A 15,674-nucleotide genomic window follows, 5' to 3' on the forward strand; every position below is an offset into this window, starting at 1 on the left:
ATGTCTAAAGGGTTCACATTCGAAAAGAACTTACCTCATCAAAAGGCAGGTGTTGATGCGGTCATGAATGTTTTTGTTTCCGCAATACCTCATCAGACGGATAATGTTTCTATCCGCCTGTTAGCTAATCCAGAACTGAGCCTTACTGAACAACAATACTACAGCAACATAAAAAATGTTCAGGCGTTCAATAGCATTGAGCACTTAAAAGATAATTACGATGCTAAGAGCAACGTAATTGATGTTTCTATGGAGACAGGGACAGGTAAAACCTATACCTACACGAAAACTATTTTTGACCTGAACAAATCCTTTGGCGTTAACAAGTTTATAATTATTATTCCTACCCTATCGATCAAGGCCGGGACAGTTAACTTTTTAAAAAGTGATGCTTTGAAAGAACATTTTAGAGATGATTACGAGCGTGAACTAAAGACTTATGTTGTTGAAAGTCAGAAAAGCTCTGGAAAAAACACAAAATCGTATATGCCTCAAGCTATTCATGATTTTGTTGAAGCAAGTAATTTTAACAAGAAATATATACACGTCCTTGTAATCAACTCAGGGATGATTAACTCCAAGTCTTTAACTGACACTTATGATGTTGGTTTGCTTGATAATCAGTTTGATACACCATTTGCTGCTCTTAGTGCGGTTAAACCATTCATTATTATTGATGAACCTCATAAGTTCCCTACAGGTAAAAAAACATGGGAAAACATTGAGAAATTTAATGCTCAATATATTGTTCGTTATGGTGCAACCTTCAGTGAAGGCTATAAAAACTTAGTTTATCGTCTGACAGCCGTAGATGCGTTCAATGAAGATCTTGTTAAAGGTATTGATGCTTACATTGAAGATATTGTTGGTGATGGTAGTGCTAATCTCAAGTTCGTCAAATCTGACGGCAAAGAAGCTACATTTGAACTGAATGAAAATGGCAACAAAAAAACATTTAAATTATCGAAAGATGAATCACTATCTAAAACGCATAGTGCGATCCATGAATTAACACTGGATTCCTTAAACAAGAGCACTGCTGTATTGAGTAATGGTATTGAACTAAAAATTGGTAGTTCAATAAACCCCTACTCTTACGATCAGACGCTTGCTGATAACATGATGCTTAAAGCTGTCAAAGAGCACTTTAAGTTAGAAAAAGAGTATCTTACACAAAGGCCACGCATAAAGCCTCTAACTCTTTTCTTCATTGATGACATTGAAGGTTATCGTGATGGTAATGATATTGCTGGAAGTCTGAAAACTAAGTTCGAAGAATACGTCTTGGCAGAAGCTAATGAACTGTTAAAAACAGAAAAAGACGAATTTTATAGAAACTACCTCGAAAAAACTGTTAAAGATATATCTTCTGTTCATGGTGGGTATTTTTCAAAAGATAACAGCGATAAAGATGATAAAATTGAGCAGGAAATCAACGAAATCCTTCATGACAAAGAGCTTTTATTGTCTTTAGAGAATCCTCGCCGTTTCATTTTCTCTAAATGGACGTTGAGGGAGGGGTGGGATAACCCAAACGTTTTTCAGATTTGTAAGCTTCGTTCGAGCGGTAGCACCACATCTAAACTTCAAGAGGTAGGGCGTGGTTTGCGTCTTCCTGTGAATGAATACATGTGCCGTGTTAAAGATCGCAATTTTACTTTGAACTATTATGTTGATTTTACGGAAAAAGATTTTGTCGATTCTCTTGTCAAAGAGGTCAACGATAACTCCTTCAAAGAAACTTTTCCAAACAAGTTTACTCAAGAACTTAAGGATAAAATCCTATCTCAGTATCCTGAGCTTTCATCCAGAACACTCATGAATGAAGTTTTTGATGATGAAATCATTGATGATAATGACAACTTTAAAGATTCTGACTCTTATACTCGATTAAAAGGTAAATACCCTGCGGCTTTCCCGGCAGGAGTGAAACCAAGCAAAATCAAAAAAGCCACTGATGGAAAAAGACGCACTAAAATGCGTGTTGGTAAGTTCGGTGAGCTGAAAGAACTATGGGGTTTGATCAATCAAAAAGCAGTTATTGAGTATAAAATAAACAACGAAAATGAATTCTTATCCATTTTCAAGTCATTCATGCTCGAAGAAACAGAAAGATTTACTAAATCAGGCGTTCATACACGTATTGATAGAATTTACATCCATAATGATACGGCAATGTCGAAAAGCATTGTCAGTGATGATGATGATTTTGCTAAACTAAACACAATGAGCTATCGAGAATTTCTTGAGAACTTGTCACAAACTATGTTTGCTAAACACGATACCTTGCATAAGGTTTTTTGTGATATAAAAGACACTATCAATATCACTGAATATCTGAACATTCAAACAATCAGAAAAATTAAATCTGGTTTTAGCAAATATTTGTTGAACAATTCATTTAACAAATTTAGTCTTGGATATAATGTGATTTCAGGTTCAATTCATCCTACAAAGTTCACTAATGCAGACGGTGAGCCTGTGAATGAAGTATTATCAAGTGATCTTGGTATATTGAATGACAACACAAAACCACCATTAGATTCTTATCTTTTTGAAGAAGTCTTTTATGACTCAGAGCTTGAAAGGCTCAACATATCAGATGGGGAGATCCAGTCTGTAGCTGTTTTTACAAAGATACCGAAGAACTCCATTAAGATCCCGGTAGCAGGTGGATACACCTACTCCCCTGACTTTGCATATGTTGTCAAAACAGCAAAAGGTGATTATTTAAACTTTATTATCGAAACAAAAAATGTAGACGGGAAGGATAGCTTAAGACTTGAAGAAGAACGTAAGATAAAACATGCACAAGCACTATTCAGTCAAATAAGTAAATCTGTCAAAGTCGACTTTAGAACACAATTTCCTGCAGACAGAATAGCTGAACTGATTAAACAAGTTGGATGATAACATTTTATAAATGGAAAAGGGCCTTCCGGCCCTTTCTTTTTTTCCTTAAGGGAACTCTCCATTGGAGAGAATATATATCCCCATACTTGGGGCAACGCAATCAGCCCATTGGGCTGTAAACCACTCCCCATGGATGGGGCAATCAGACACTTCACGAAGTGAATATTCTCAAGGAACTCTTATTAAATACGACATTAAATACTGATTGTCAAATATATTTAACTATTTTTGAAAAAACATTATCATAATAGCTAATCACGAATGACTTTAATCCACTATAAAAAGTCTGGAGTATTAAACCGAGTTCCTGACACCTTATCTATCTTATATCTCATGTTATATTTATGAATGTCAGGGCAAAGTATATAATGACTTTTTGTTATTATGATGGGATCACTAACTCATTTTAATCGCCACAACAAAAATTAATCTCACTTCGATTTTATGAATATATCATTCCTGCCTACCCACCATATCCTCAAGAAATCTTTTCCCTCGTAATTTAATTCTTTCTTTAGCCTCCGCATCAATATTCGATGATTGTAATATCAGTCCTAATATTAACTCTTTATCCACCTCTTCTACTTTAAAGCCCACAGCTTTAGCTACTTCAGCACCAAGAATGATCTTCAGGCGTGTCTCAGCACTCTTGGACAAAGATTTCTCTTTGGTCTTGAGACGATTCAAACGCATCTGCGTTGATGCTATTTTTTGCTTAATTGTTTTTTCTGTTCTTGGTTTTCTGCTTACCTTATCACTTTCAAGAAAATCTCCCTGTTTACTCATCAGAACTCCTCCCTTTTTTCCATTCATTCATATAAAATGAAAGAAGTATATAAAAAACATCATCATTCCCATTATCAACGGTATGCCAGAACAGTTTACCGGGAAAGAAACCGATTAAGTTCGTCATTGAGGTGTTTTCTTCGAGATACATGAGTGAATACAGGTAAGTATCCAGAGACACGCAAAATTTATAATAAGCAGGGAAAGATACGCTGTCATGGCGCTCAAGAAAGTAATCCATAAAGCAACAAAAATAGAATAGCTCATCGTCAAAGTCATCATTGTTGATTTGTATTCGTTTTTCAAATCCCGTGAACGTTTTTTTCATCACCGCTATATTATTGAAATCCAGCCCAATGAAGTTAATGTATTTATGTGTCATTTGTTTTTCCTTTTGTTATTTAATTATCCTCCCTTGCAATACAATTAAAAAATGAAAAGGTCAATTAATATAGCAATGATCTGTTATGAATACTGAAACAGCGCTGTATGATTTTTTTAAACAATCAGCCTGCTGATAGGCTTGTCCTGTTAATGATGGGATTCATCCCGAAAAAATAGTGTTTTGGTTTTAAAAATTAGATGTCAGTAATCTCAAAATAAAACGATGCAACACAAACGAGTGTAACCACTAACTTAAAATATCTGACACTCTCCGCGTTACTTATTTTATCAAATCAATGAAAAACATTTCACCTGTTGTTTTTAGACTCTGCTTTTTGATCTTAACCTGTGAATTGTGCAACACATAAAAGTATCTGTTATTTTCACAATTTCATCTAATTTCCGCTTTCCCGCCTTACGGCGTGAGGGAAATATTACATTTGCCCTTTCGGGCACTATCTAAAACCAAAATATTCAATATTATTATCCTACCTCAGCCGTCCATCCGATTCCTGTCCTGTTAATTTCACAGGCATTAAAACTAGCGTTATTATTTAACCATAGGAAAACTTTTTACATTGTCATTATTTTTAGCTCCGTCAGGAGATATAAAAATAAAGCAATGCCCACCTATACACTCACTTCGTGAGCGTGTGGGGTCTACCGACGGTTGCCTGCCGCAGGCTAAAAGCAAGGTCAACGTCAACACCAGAGTTTTTCTTACTTAAAACTAAAACCAGTATAGTCGCATTGGAGATTAATATTTTGGTTTGATATTTTAATTTATATTGAGGTTGTTTTTATTGTATGGCTATTTTTCATCTTGATTTTAAAGTTGTGAAACGAAGTGAGGGCAGATCTTCCGTTGCGAAAGCTGCTTACCATGCTCGTTGCAGAATCACAGATGAAAGAACAAGTGATACGTATGATTATAGCCGCCGTACTGATTTATACGGGCATTTCATATTAGCCCCGGTTAATGCTCCAGAACATATAGTAAAAGACTCCACAGCATTGTGGAATGAAGTTGAAGAAGTTGAAGAAGTTGAGCGCCAGCAAAACGGTCAAACATCCCGATATTTCGATGTTGCTATTCCTACCGAGCTAAATAACGATGCAAAGAAAAAGCTTGTTCTCGAATATTGTCAGAAGAATTTCGTCGATAAGGGAATGATTGCCGATATAGCTTTCCATGATCTTGAGAGTAATAACCCACATGCTCACGTTATGTTGACATTAAAGACAATAGATAAAAATGGGTTCGGTAAAAAAGAAAGAAGCTGGAATGACAAGAAAATGGTATTTCAGTGGCGTGAGGCATGGTCTACGATATCGAACAGCTACCTTGAAGCAGCGGGAGTGGCAGCACGTATCGATCACCGCTCTCTCAGATCACAATGTGCTGCTGCACTCGCTTAAGCAGAAACCGCATCCAGTAATGAAGACAAAGCATTTTGGCTTGCTAAAGCGACAGAAGCTAATCGTCCGCCGATGCGCCGTATCCATCGTGCCAAATGGAATCGTCCTGCAGCCCAAGAACAACGCGCAGCCGAGCAAGCTATTCGTGATGAAGCCAAACAAGCAGCATTTGAGGTTTATAAGACGTTTAAAGAGCTTCCGCTTGAAATTATCGTTGGTGTCAGAAGCTTTACTGTATTCCTTCCTCATCAAACAGAAGAGATTGTCTTACCAGATATCCGCTCCGGCGCTTCCGGTAACAGAGTCAGGCAACCTGTCTTGGTAGCTCCAGTCCCACATACAAGGCCAAGAGGAGTCAAATCCTACCGTAATACCAGCAAGGTAAGTAAAGTTACCAGAGCGCGTAGCTCATCAGTGAGCATTGCGGATAATGCTGTAAACACTATTTTGAAAAATCCATCATCTCAGGCCCCAAACAACAGGGCAGCCAGAAGCACCCCGATCCATCCCAAGAGGAAGCAGACAACCCCACATCAGAGTAATCTCTTCAAACGTTTCACGGCTCTGGTCATAGACTTCTTCAAAGAGAAATTCATCTGGGCCAAAAGGCTGATTGATACTACAGATCTAGAGCATGATAAACGCATCGGTGAAAACTACGTCTTCGATGAGGTGGCGGGTGTCTATGTGTCCCGTTCCGAACATGAGCAACGCGCTAGGTTTAACAGCGATGACTACAAACCAATATCAGAGGAGGTCACGCGCTTTCCGAGTCGTCCAAAAAAGGAGCAATTGAATATTAATAGTAGCATAGCTGTTACACCACTCCCCTCAGCGGAACAAACGAGGAATCCCAAATTGCGGATGTCAAAATCATCTTTTTATCAAAAATAATTTTGTGATATGCATCACTAAATTAAAAGGATCAAAACTAATAAATTAGCAAAAAGAGGCATTAATCAGAAACATCAAAAAGCGTTATATAATAAAATATATATCGCAATATTGTGATTTATAATGGTTTTTATCACAAACCAATCAAACCAAATGGTACATTTTGTTACATTTTATGATTTAACATGACACAAAAACAAATGTTACTTTTCTGCAACACTTAATAGCAAACGTTTGCGCGCGCTCAGGGAGTAATAATGAACTTCAAAGCCGATTTATTAGAAAACAGATATAGAAGCTACCAGGAATATCGGGAAAAATCACCATTCTTTGATCCCGACCTAAGATCTCATATAGTTCTTAAATATGAGGATGTTATCTATCTTCTGAAATCCTCAGAGACCTCATCGAACCGTAAAAAGAGTCAATTTGATAAATTAAGGAAATGTCCTTTTTCTAAAGATATAGTTGATTTTTATGACCAATGGCTTATGTATATGGATGGGGAAACCCATAAAGATGCGAGGAGACTAATAACATATTCACTATCTAAATCAACACAAAAAATAGAAAAGACAGTTAATTTAGCCTTTTCATTATATGTAGAAGATATATTATTGAAAACTCAGGGTAATATAGACATTATTCAGGACATTACAGTTCCCTTTACCGTCAATGTCTTATCTCGTGTATTAGGCATTGAACATGAGGACTATAATAATATTATAAAAATTTCAAAACCAATCGCCATGTTTTTAGGGAACGGGGATATTGGTAATGAAGATGAAAGGAAAAAAGTTTTAGAGTGTCTTAAAGAAACTCAAACATTGCTCATGCAATGCATCAACAATTGTAATAACGATGAAAGTGTTATTGACTATCTCCTTAAGGAAGACATCGCGATTGAAGCCATCTCCCCACTACTCATTAATGTGGCTATTGATGGTTATGACCCTCTCGCCAGCATTATAAGCAATTATTTCCAGATAATTTCAAATAAAAAAAGGATACCGGAAGATATAGCACCTAATGAGCTTTTCGATGAAATTGTTAGGTTGGAACCGCCATTTCAATATTGTTCAAGAGTGCCTGCAGAAGATCTCTATCTCGGTAGCTATAAGATAAAAAAAGGCGAGAGAATCATGTCCTTTATTTTATCAGCAAACAGAGACCCTGCTGTCTTTGAGCTTTCTGACAATATAATGTCCAGAAATAGAGAACTTATGCTTGGGTGCTAATTTATCAAAAAAAGTAGCAACAAAATTCTTTTTAAATATGAATAAGATAAATGGAAAAATATCTTTACATCATATTGATGAGAAATGGATTAGTACTATTGGCTATAAAATACTTGAAAAATTAGTAGTTAACATCGAAAAAAGGAAAGTATAAAATGTTTAATGCAGTTGTTGGACTTCAATTTGGCGATGAAGGAAAAGGTAAGTTTGTTGACTACCTTTCAAACCACATCGAACACATAGCCCGATTTAACGGCGGTGCAAACGCAGGGCATAGTGTTCAATATAAAGGCATGAGACTAGCATTCTCACAACTTCCGGCTACGCTAAGGAATAAAAATTTATATGTCTGCCAAGGGGCCTTAATCAGTCCAGAAATTCTTTATAAAGAAATTGAAGCTCTAAAAGAGTTGTGTATTGATTCATCTATACATATAGACCCTCGGTGCCATGTTGTATTATCATTGCATGCTGAATTAAATAGGGCGTCAGAGAACTTTAAAGGTGATAAGAAAATTGGTTCCGTAGGGAAAGGGGTAGGTGCATGTTTTGAGGATAAATCGAACAGACATGGCATTAGACTTATTGATTTAACTGATGAAAAACTGCTAAGATCCAAACTAACATTTCTATGGGACATCCGCGATAGACAAATAAAGAAGGTATTTGAAGGTAACAACGCCTTAGATTACGAGCAAATTATAAGAGAATTACTTTTTTATGGTGAAAAGCTTTCGCCTTACTTCTCTTTTACGAATGAGAAGATCTCTTCACTTTTGAAGAAAAAGCAAAATATTTTACTTGAAACATCACAAGCAACTTTTCTGGACAATGCTTTTGGTTCATATCCATATACCGTGGCCTATCAGACTCTTGTACAATCATGTTTTCCTATGATAGGGATACCTGCACATCTGATGCATGTAATTGGAGTAATGAAAGCATATATGATTAGAAGTTGGTAATGGCCCCTTCCCTACTGAAATTTTCGATGAGAAGGCACATTATATTAGAGAGAAAGGAAATGAGTATGGAACTGTATCAAAAAGACCTCGCCGATGTGGTTGGCTGGATATCAATCTTATCAAACATGCTATAGAACTCAACGGTGTAAATGAAATAGCAATTACTAACATTGATGTGCTAGCAGGTCTGGATAAAATAAACGTTGCAACATCCTACCTTATCGATAATAAGAAAACCTGTACCAACGCAGCATTGATGAACTTTGAAAAGGTTATTCCTCAATATACTGAGCTTGCTGGCTGGGAAGAACTCAATGCCCATTATAATAGTGTTGATGAATTACCAGTTGAACTTATGAAATTCATTATGTATATTGAGGCTGAATGCGGAATTCCTGTGAAATATATATCCTATGGGCCAGAAAGAGAGCAAAATTTAATAAGATAGGACAATCGTTTAGATAAGAGGATTAATTATGATTAACTACGTAACTGGTTTTATGTTTTCATCTGATAAAAAAAACGTGGCCCTAATAACAAAAATAAATCCAGCATGGCAGAAAGGACTAATAAATGGAATTGGCGGAAAGATAGAGTTAGGAGAAACGCCAGAACAGGCTATGTCTCGCGAGTTTCATGAAGAAACAGGTGTCCACACATTACCAGAGCAATGGACATGCTACTGCATAATAAATAGGCCCGATAAATACAGCGTTAACTTTTTAGTATCTATTAATGACAATGTTTTCAGCACAAGAAGTGTTGAAAAGGAAGTCGTGGGTGTATATGAAGTTAGTAACCTACCTCATAATATCATCGATAATCTGCGTTGGCTTATACCAATGTCAATAGATAAAAACTTAATATTTTCCAGACCGATCATATTAGAAGAAAACAGAGAAATAAATTAACCTGTAGGAATAAACATGGACACTTATATTTTTGATATTGATGGCACTATATCCAGAAATGGATTAAAGGTGCATCCCATTATTTGTAAAAAGCTTATCGAGCTAAGAGAAAATAATAGATTGATTTTTGCTTCGGCTCGGCCAATCAGAGATATGTTACCTATGTTAGCATCAGAGCTGCATAACTCTTTTTTTATTGGCTGCAATGGCGGCATATCATTTGAAAATGGGAAAATCATATCCAAGTCACTTTTAGATAGAGACTACCTCTCATCAACCATCAACTTAATGGATAATTTAGGAATACCGTATGTTTTAGACGGTGAGTGGCATTTCTCTTTCTCAAAAACACATCATCCATTCCATGATATATCCGTGATTTAAGTAGTTATGAAACGGATAAAGATCAGTTAATCCACGATGGTATTACAAAAATACTTATTTTATCTGAAACAGAAAAAGACAGAATAACCAAAATAGGAGATGTCAGCATACACACCCATAAAGACGGGTTCTATGATATCACTCCCAGTGGTAACAATAAATATATAACACTGACCAAACTAATTGGTGAGTGTAAATATACAGCATTTGGGAATGACTTGAATGACCATCTTGTCCTAGACAATGCCGAAGTATCTGTATTCGTTGGCAACAGAGATGCATATCAATCAGCTAATTATTATATCACTATAGATTACATACCTACGATTATTGATTTTTTAGAAAGTAAAAAACCTCTTCGGAGCAATTACCCTAATGCAAATAATTGATATATTAGGATATATAGGAACTGCACTAGTAGTTCTATCATTCCTGTGTAGTTCAATCGTGAAACTTAGAATTTTAAACGCTATTGGTGCTTCTTTTGTTACATTATATGCGGCCCTGACTCACGCATGGCCTATAGTTTTACTCGATGGCTTCATTGTTATAGCCAACATATATCAACTTCAGAAATTAAGAAAAAATAAGAGGGGGATGTAAATTATATTAAATCAGGCCTTATCCACCTTATCTTTACATTTATGTGGCGGTCTTTTTGATTAGGCCTGATATGATTCCAGTGTATATAAACCTATGCACTAGATATTTATTTCTTATACATGCGTGCTATCCGAGAAAGCACATAATCAAACGCCAGCATCTCTTCATTTAATTGCTTATGATACCTCTCATACAACCCGTCATGACCCACAGACTGAACCTTATCTATTGCGGTTCTTTTATCAGCACATCTGATATACATTCCGCTGCATGGATCATATTGAGAGCTTGAAAAACATTCCAGAATGACCTAGCTACTAATTTTCTTCGCAATAAAATGAGCTATGAGATTAGCCCCTATGTGATAGCTTAGATCAAATTTATTAAATCTGGCGATCTTATAAACGAAGGCAACTACAATGTCTCTTTACACCTTGCTATTTATCAAAGGTGCCATTCGCTACAAGCGAATCCCAATCAATTTCCTCTTCAGGAGGAACCAACGTCAGCGGTTGCTCTGAATGGTTAACTGATGATTTCTTTTTAGCTTGAAGCTTCGCTATCAAAGCATCAATATCTTCTTCACTGTCCACTTCATTTATAGCGTTATCAATGGTTCGATTCTTATGCTTAGCTGGCGAGATACTCTCCTTACTATTGGAAGCCCATCCTATATTTTCACTCTTCGCCTCTTCTTTTTTCTTTATAATCTCTGAAACAAAGCGAGCACGGTCACCATTAAAAACAATAGCCGGGTTGATGAAATACCAGTTTTTCACATTGGTTTTAGCGATAATACGTTTTTCAATAAGCTCTTTTACCCCGCGATAAAAAATTGATTCAGACAAGACAAAGTGATCTATCTTTTCCGCAAGGGACATCGCTTTTTTGCAACTCAGATAAAAGTGATCCTTCCCTATCGCATCCTGATAAATGCGTAAAAAGATAAAAAACACCTTATACGCTGTTTTCGTAAGGTCAAAGTATGCTTTTATTTGTGACGTATAGAGCTTAATGAACTCTTCTCTATCAACCTCTTGTGAATGTACAATATTAGCAAAATAGCTTTTCCCAGCGTTTTCTTTTTCTACAAATTCAGTACCTCTCGAAACGGTCAGATTCCTCTTTCATGTTTCAATCTTTAGCTCTGTTTCATAACAGAAAGGATTCAAGCCTAAATCCAAATCAACGTCTATATCATTTGCCATGTTATTACCTCCGATCATTTTACTTACACTCAATTAAATACCATGCATGAAATAGATATCAAGTTTTTCGCATATTTTTTTGCTAAAATATTTTAAAAAACGCAAGTATTTCAGCGTAGATTATTTAAAGAACTGTCGTTTTCAAGGCGGGAAATGACATAAAAACTGACCACAGAGTCAGAAAAACTCACTGTACAGTCAGGAATCCTGACTACAGAGTCCGTAACACTGACCGTACAGTCAGTCACGTATTTTCGTTAAAAGCCTTATGCCACAAGGGCTACAGCCCGATTTTCCCTTAATTTAATTTTGCAAGAAGTAAGAGATAATAACCGGACGATTTTTATTATCGCCATGTGGGGTTTCATTCTTCAAGTGGTTAATTAATTTTTACCTTATATTTACCTTTCAGCGATGTGATTGTTTTGGACAATCACTAAGCGCTGCCAAGTACATACCATACTGATTAATTGTTTCACTCTTACTTTTGCGATATTTTTGGATAAATCCAATCATTAACAGGAACAAGTCCTGTTCAGCAGAGTGATTGTTTAGACAATCACGACGTGCTGCTATCTTTATAATTATATAATTTACGGGATCAGAAAATATCTTTCTATCCGCTAGTGCGAAACATAGCAAGATAGTAAATAAAAAGTGCGGAGCCTATGAGCTTTAGCTCATTAGATGAGAGTTTTTTTCAAAAAAGTTAAAAAAATCAGATGGAAAGCTTGTGACGCTTTTCATTCTTTTTTCATCTTTACCAAGACAGTATCTTCACTGGCTATTTTTACTATCCCTATCATTGGATGTGGATCTTTATTGACTTTTATCCAGCAAAGTTTTCCGTTATTATTAATAATCTCAGATTCTTTAGATATAATGCACATTTCACCTAAGTTGACGAAGGGTTCTCCGTAGCTTCCGCCAATTTGTATTAGTTCTGAGTTACTTAAGCTTCTAGCAGTTAGGATAAACAGTGTATCCTCATCCAAATTTGAGTATTCCGAAAATTGCGGAGGAAACCCTTCCCCTGATTCAATCCACTCACTTGAAACAGTGAACCCCTTTACTTTAAAGAAATCTGCTATGTAGCGAAGTAGATATGCTTTCCTTTTAGGGATGTTATGGCCTGACTCCCAACGAGTGTATGACGGATAAGATAGCTCTCCACCGTTTTGATTTATATAGGCAACCACTTCTTGTGGGGTGGTTGAAGTTGCAGCCCTACAGCACTTGAGTCTTTTTCCTAGGGTATCTAGCACGGTAGCTCTCGCTTCAAGCGAATCTGTGATTATTAAATATTACAGTAACTTAAATCGCATAAAAACGATTAAAAGTTACATTTATTTTTATTAACGTAAAATTATTGCGTTAATTTGTTGACGTGTGATTCATTTTTGCTTAACTTAATCCTATAGATGTTAATTATTACTAATCTGTAAGTTGATGTAGCATCCCAATGCGCTATCTGTTGATTTTAAGAATATCCCCCATTGGGCGCGATATAGGGCGGGCTTTACCCTAATAGGCAACGATGAAAAATTGGTATCTGTTGTACTGTCAGACACAGAATTTAGCTCGATCGCTGATACACCACAGCCAGATTTTAAAGATGGCTAACACTGTAAACACCAAAAGCAATAATATTTGCCGCCAGGTTGGTTTTTAAATAGCTTCTCTTTAACCAGCCAAAATACCCCTTTCATGAGAACAAATAAGAGAGTGTATGCTTCCTGTCAATAACAGCCCTGATTTTCCTTTGCAGACGTATCATCATTCTGCAACGGATACCCCGTCTTCCGGCAATGTTTCTCAGACTGCCACCGTTCCACTCAGACCAGACGAGTATTATGCCCTCTGGTCTGAGTGGGAAGAAAATGCCCCACCAGGTATGGGGGAGAAACGGGACATTGCAGTGGCAAGAATGCGCGAGTGTCTGGAAACAGGCAGAAAGTTGCTTAACCTGGCCGAACTACAACTCAGTTCGTTGCCCGACTTTCTCCCCCCAGAAATAAATTTACTGAACGTTAGTTGCAATCACCTCTGTAAATTACCTGATAATTTACCGGAGACACTGACCGGCATTAATGCTTCCGATAATGAACTTACAGAAATCCCCGTAAATTTACCTCGCGATATTATTTATCTTGTTTTTAAAAAAAATCAGGTGGAAAATATCCCCAGTAATCTACCTGATACGATTAGGGATCTTAATTTAGCTGAAAATAGATTATCAACCCTGCCGGATCATTTACCTGATAGCCTGGAGTATTTAGATTTACGAGATAATCAATTTCACACACTTCCTGCTTCCATCGGGCATCTTCCACCGGAAGTTAATATTTTTGTTGAAGATAATCCGCTGTCAGAACGAACCCTCCGCAGACTCATTCATTGGGTGCAGATGGCGGATTATAATGGGCCACGGATCTTTTTTTCCCTGTCAGAAGACGGGTCTGATGTCGCGCCCCGTCCCCTGACTGAAGCGGTGAAAGACTGGTTGTCAGCACAGTTATCAGACAGCACATGGGCGGCCATTGAAAAGGAGGAAAACGCGGCGACCTTCAGCGCTTTCCTCAGCCGCCTGGGCGAGACCCGAAACGCGCGAGAAAATCTGGCATTTAAGGCGCAGGTTTCTGACTGGCTGACCCGGCTGGTGGAAACCCCCGCGCTGCGGGAGACAACATTTGCCGTGGCCCAGGAGGCCACCACAAGCTGCGAAGACAGGGTGACACTCGCCTGGAACGATATGCAGAAAGTGGCGCTGGTGTATGACGTTGAAAACGGTACCTGGGATGACAGACTGCCGGAATTAATGACTGCCGGATGCGAGATGTTCCGCCTTGAACAGCTTGAGCAGGCAGCCCGTGACAAGGTTAATACGCTCCGGTTCGTTGATGAAGTTGAGGTTTACCTGGCATACCAGACCGGCCTGCGCGATGCACTGAGGCTGACCTCTGCGGGAGAAAGAATGCGCTATGGTGACGTCTCCGGCGTGACGCAGGAAGACCTGGATCGGGCACTGGTACAGGTCAGAGGACGGGAAAAACGGGCGTTTCCCACCTGGCTGGCACAGTGGACCCCCTGGAAAACGGCACTGTACCGGACCAGCCCCGGATTTGTCCACAACATGCAGGAGCAGCAGACAAGGATTTTAAACGACCGTTACCAGCACCGCGTGGATGCAGAACTGAGGGCTGCCGGGGTAGAGGGTATTGCTGATGCCGAAGCTACTGTCGGCAAAAAAGTCTGGGATGAAATGACGGGTGAGAACGATACCGCCCTTACTCGCGCGTTCCTGCAAAACCGGTACCATGCCCTGATGGCTGATAAGCGACCGGAGCAGGTCCTGAAAGCCGTGAGTGAACTGACTTCGGTTGCTGCCTCCGCCCCTGCGGTGGCGGCTATGGCAGTCCGACCCGGCAATGTCAACGAGGCCCACCCCGGCAGCCTGCTGGCAACCAGGGTAGCAGCAGGCGGAATGGCTCCCCTTGCAGAGGCATGGGTTTCTTTATTACACCGGTTGTACGAAAACAAATACCTCGACAAAGAGGAGGTAATATCAGCGCTGCTGCCGCATAAAAAGGAGCACAGCGTTGCATCCCTCGCTCATGCCATTGCCGGCGCAGCATGGAATTCTGAGGCCGCAACGAAGCTTTGCGCCCTGCTGTCTGACGTTGCCGGCAGCGATGAAAATTCACGTCAGGACATCATGGCGCGTCTGTCGCTGAAATTGCCCGGCGACAGGTTCAGTCAGCTTAAGCGTGACCAAGCTGCAGATTTCTACGAACGCGCAAAAAAGGCAGATAAACTCAGCCGAAATGAAGCGGCCAAGGCACACCTGAAAGAAGGGGGTCTCATTCCGGAAAGCCGGGAACTGCACAGGATGGTCGGGTAGTAGCGCATTGCCCCCTAAGAACGGGGGGTTCTAGGGGGTTGACGCTCAACGGAACGGTTTCACACGTT

The 15,674-nt window shown here is 38.6% G+C and carries 12 protein-coding genes and 3 pseudogenes; 11 read left to right on the plus strand and 4 right to left on the minus strand.

The genetic code is table 11. The annotated features are described in order from the left end of the window. Positions 1 to 2,910: a type III restriction-modification system endonuclease gene (locus tag SYMBAF_RS07960; RefSeq protein ID WP_185899933.1), complete on the plus strand. Its 2,910-nt coding sequence runs from the start codon at positions 1 to 3 to the stop codon at positions 2,908 to 2,910. 456 nt (positions 2,911 to 3,366) lie between these two features. Here the strand turns inward: SYMBAF_RS07960 and SYMBAF_RS07965 are convergent, their stop codons facing one another. Continuing rightward, the gene (locus tag SYMBAF_RS07965) at positions 3,367 to 3,699 is read right to left on the minus strand and encodes a conjugal transfer protein TraD (protein WP_040265093.1); all 333 of its coding nucleotides are present in this window, start codon (positions 3,697 to 3,699) and stop codon (positions 3,367 to 3,369) included. Continuing rightward, entirely contained in the window at positions 3,692 to 4,081 is a 390-nt protein-coding gene (locus SYMBAF_RS07970; protein WP_040265092.1) for a hypothetical protein, read from the minus strand. The genes SYMBAF_RS07965 and SYMBAF_RS07970 overlap by 8 nt, the downstream gene beginning before the upstream one ends. Positions 4,082 to 4,890: 809 nt before the next feature. On the opposite strand from SYMBAF_RS07970, the pseudogene mobQ reads away from it, so the two are divergent. The 8 genes and pseudogenes from mobQ to SYMBAF_RS18390 all read left to right on the plus strand — a co-directional run bounded on the left by mobQ (position 4,891) and on the right by SYMBAF_RS18390 (position 10,497). Next, positions 4,891 to 6,396 (plus strand): annotated as a pseudogene (gene mobQ / locus SYMBAF_RS07975) (MobQ family relaxase). A gap of 257 nt (positions 6,397 to 6,653) precedes the next feature. After that, positions 6,654 to 7,634, plus strand: coding sequence for a cytochrome P450 (locus tag SYMBAF_RS07980; protein WP_040265091.1), 981 nt, complete (start codon positions 6,654 to 6,656; stop codon positions 7,632 to 7,634). A gap of 155 nt (positions 7,635 to 7,789) precedes the next feature. Then, on the plus strand, positions 7,790 to 8,599 hold the full coding sequence (locus tag SYMBAF_RS18085) for an adenylosuccinate synthetase (RefSeq protein ID WP_272899526.1): 810 nt from the start codon (positions 7,790 to 7,792) through the stop codon (positions 8,597 to 8,599). 43 nt (positions 8,600 to 8,642) lie between these two features. Next, the gene (locus SYMBAF_RS18090; protein WP_272899528.1) at positions 8,643 to 9,047 is read left to right on the plus strand and encodes an adenylosuccinate synthetase; all 405 of its coding nucleotides are present in this window, start codon (positions 8,643 to 8,645) and stop codon (positions 9,045 to 9,047) included. A gap of 28 nt (positions 9,048 to 9,075) precedes the next feature. Continuing rightward, a complete protein-coding gene (locus tag SYMBAF_RS07990; RefSeq protein ID WP_040265090.1) occupies positions 9,076 to 9,510 on the plus strand; it encodes an NUDIX hydrolase in 435 nt (144 codons plus the stop codon). A 15-nt stretch (positions 9,511 to 9,525) separates the two neighbouring features. Continuing rightward, complete coding sequence (locus SYMBAF_RS18095) at positions 9,526 to 9,894, plus strand: HAD hydrolase family protein (RefSeq protein ID WP_040265089.1); 369 nt, start codon at positions 9,526 to 9,528, stop codon at positions 9,892 to 9,894. Positions 9,895 to 9,950: 56 nt separating this feature from the next. Beyond that, positions 9,951 to 10,283: an HAD hydrolase family protein gene (locus SYMBAF_RS18385; protein WP_419789501.1), complete on the plus strand. Its 333-nt coding sequence runs from the start codon at positions 9,951 to 9,953 to the stop codon at positions 10,281 to 10,283. Further along, complete coding sequence (locus SYMBAF_RS18390) at positions 10,261 to 10,497, plus strand: CBU_0592 family membrane protein (protein ID WP_226020431.1); 237 nt, start codon at positions 10,261 to 10,263, stop codon at positions 10,495 to 10,497. The genes SYMBAF_RS18385 and SYMBAF_RS18390 overlap by 23 nt, the downstream gene beginning before the upstream one ends. Positions 10,498 to 10,934: 437 nt before the next feature. Here the strand turns inward: SYMBAF_RS18390 and SYMBAF_RS08010 are convergent. Continuing rightward, positions 10,935 to 11,705, minus strand: a pseudogene (locus SYMBAF_RS08010) (hypothetical protein). A 743-nt stretch (positions 11,706 to 12,448) separates the two neighbouring features. Next, on the minus strand, positions 12,449 to 12,970 hold the full coding sequence (locus SYMBAF_RS08015) for a hypothetical protein (protein ID WP_052447744.1): 522 nt from the start codon (positions 12,968 to 12,970) through the stop codon (positions 12,449 to 12,451). A gap of 464 nt (positions 12,971 to 13,434) precedes the next feature. Between SYMBAF_RS08015 and SYMBAF_RS18395 the strand changes: the two are divergent. Together SYMBAF_RS18395 and SYMBAF_RS08020 are read left to right on the plus strand one after the other, a co-directional pair. After that, a pseudogene (locus tag SYMBAF_RS18395) lies at positions 13,435 to 13,617 on the plus strand (leucine-rich repeat domain-containing protein); the annotation flags it as partial. A gap of 495 nt (positions 13,618 to 14,112) precedes the next feature. Beyond that, positions 14,113 to 15,606 (plus strand): NEL-type E3 ubiquitin ligase domain-containing protein, encoded by a 1,494-nt coding sequence (locus tag SYMBAF_RS08020; protein WP_052447743.1) that lies wholly within the window; start codon positions 14,113 to 14,115, stop codon positions 15,604 to 15,606. The last annotated feature ends 68 nt before the right edge of the window (positions 15,607 to 15,674 follow it).

The sequence above is a fragment of the Serratia symbiotica genome, from assembly GCF_000821185.2.
In the GTDB taxonomy this organism is placed as follows: Bacteria; Pseudomonadota; Gammaproteobacteria; order Enterobacterales; family Enterobacteriaceae; genus Serratia; species Serratia symbiotica.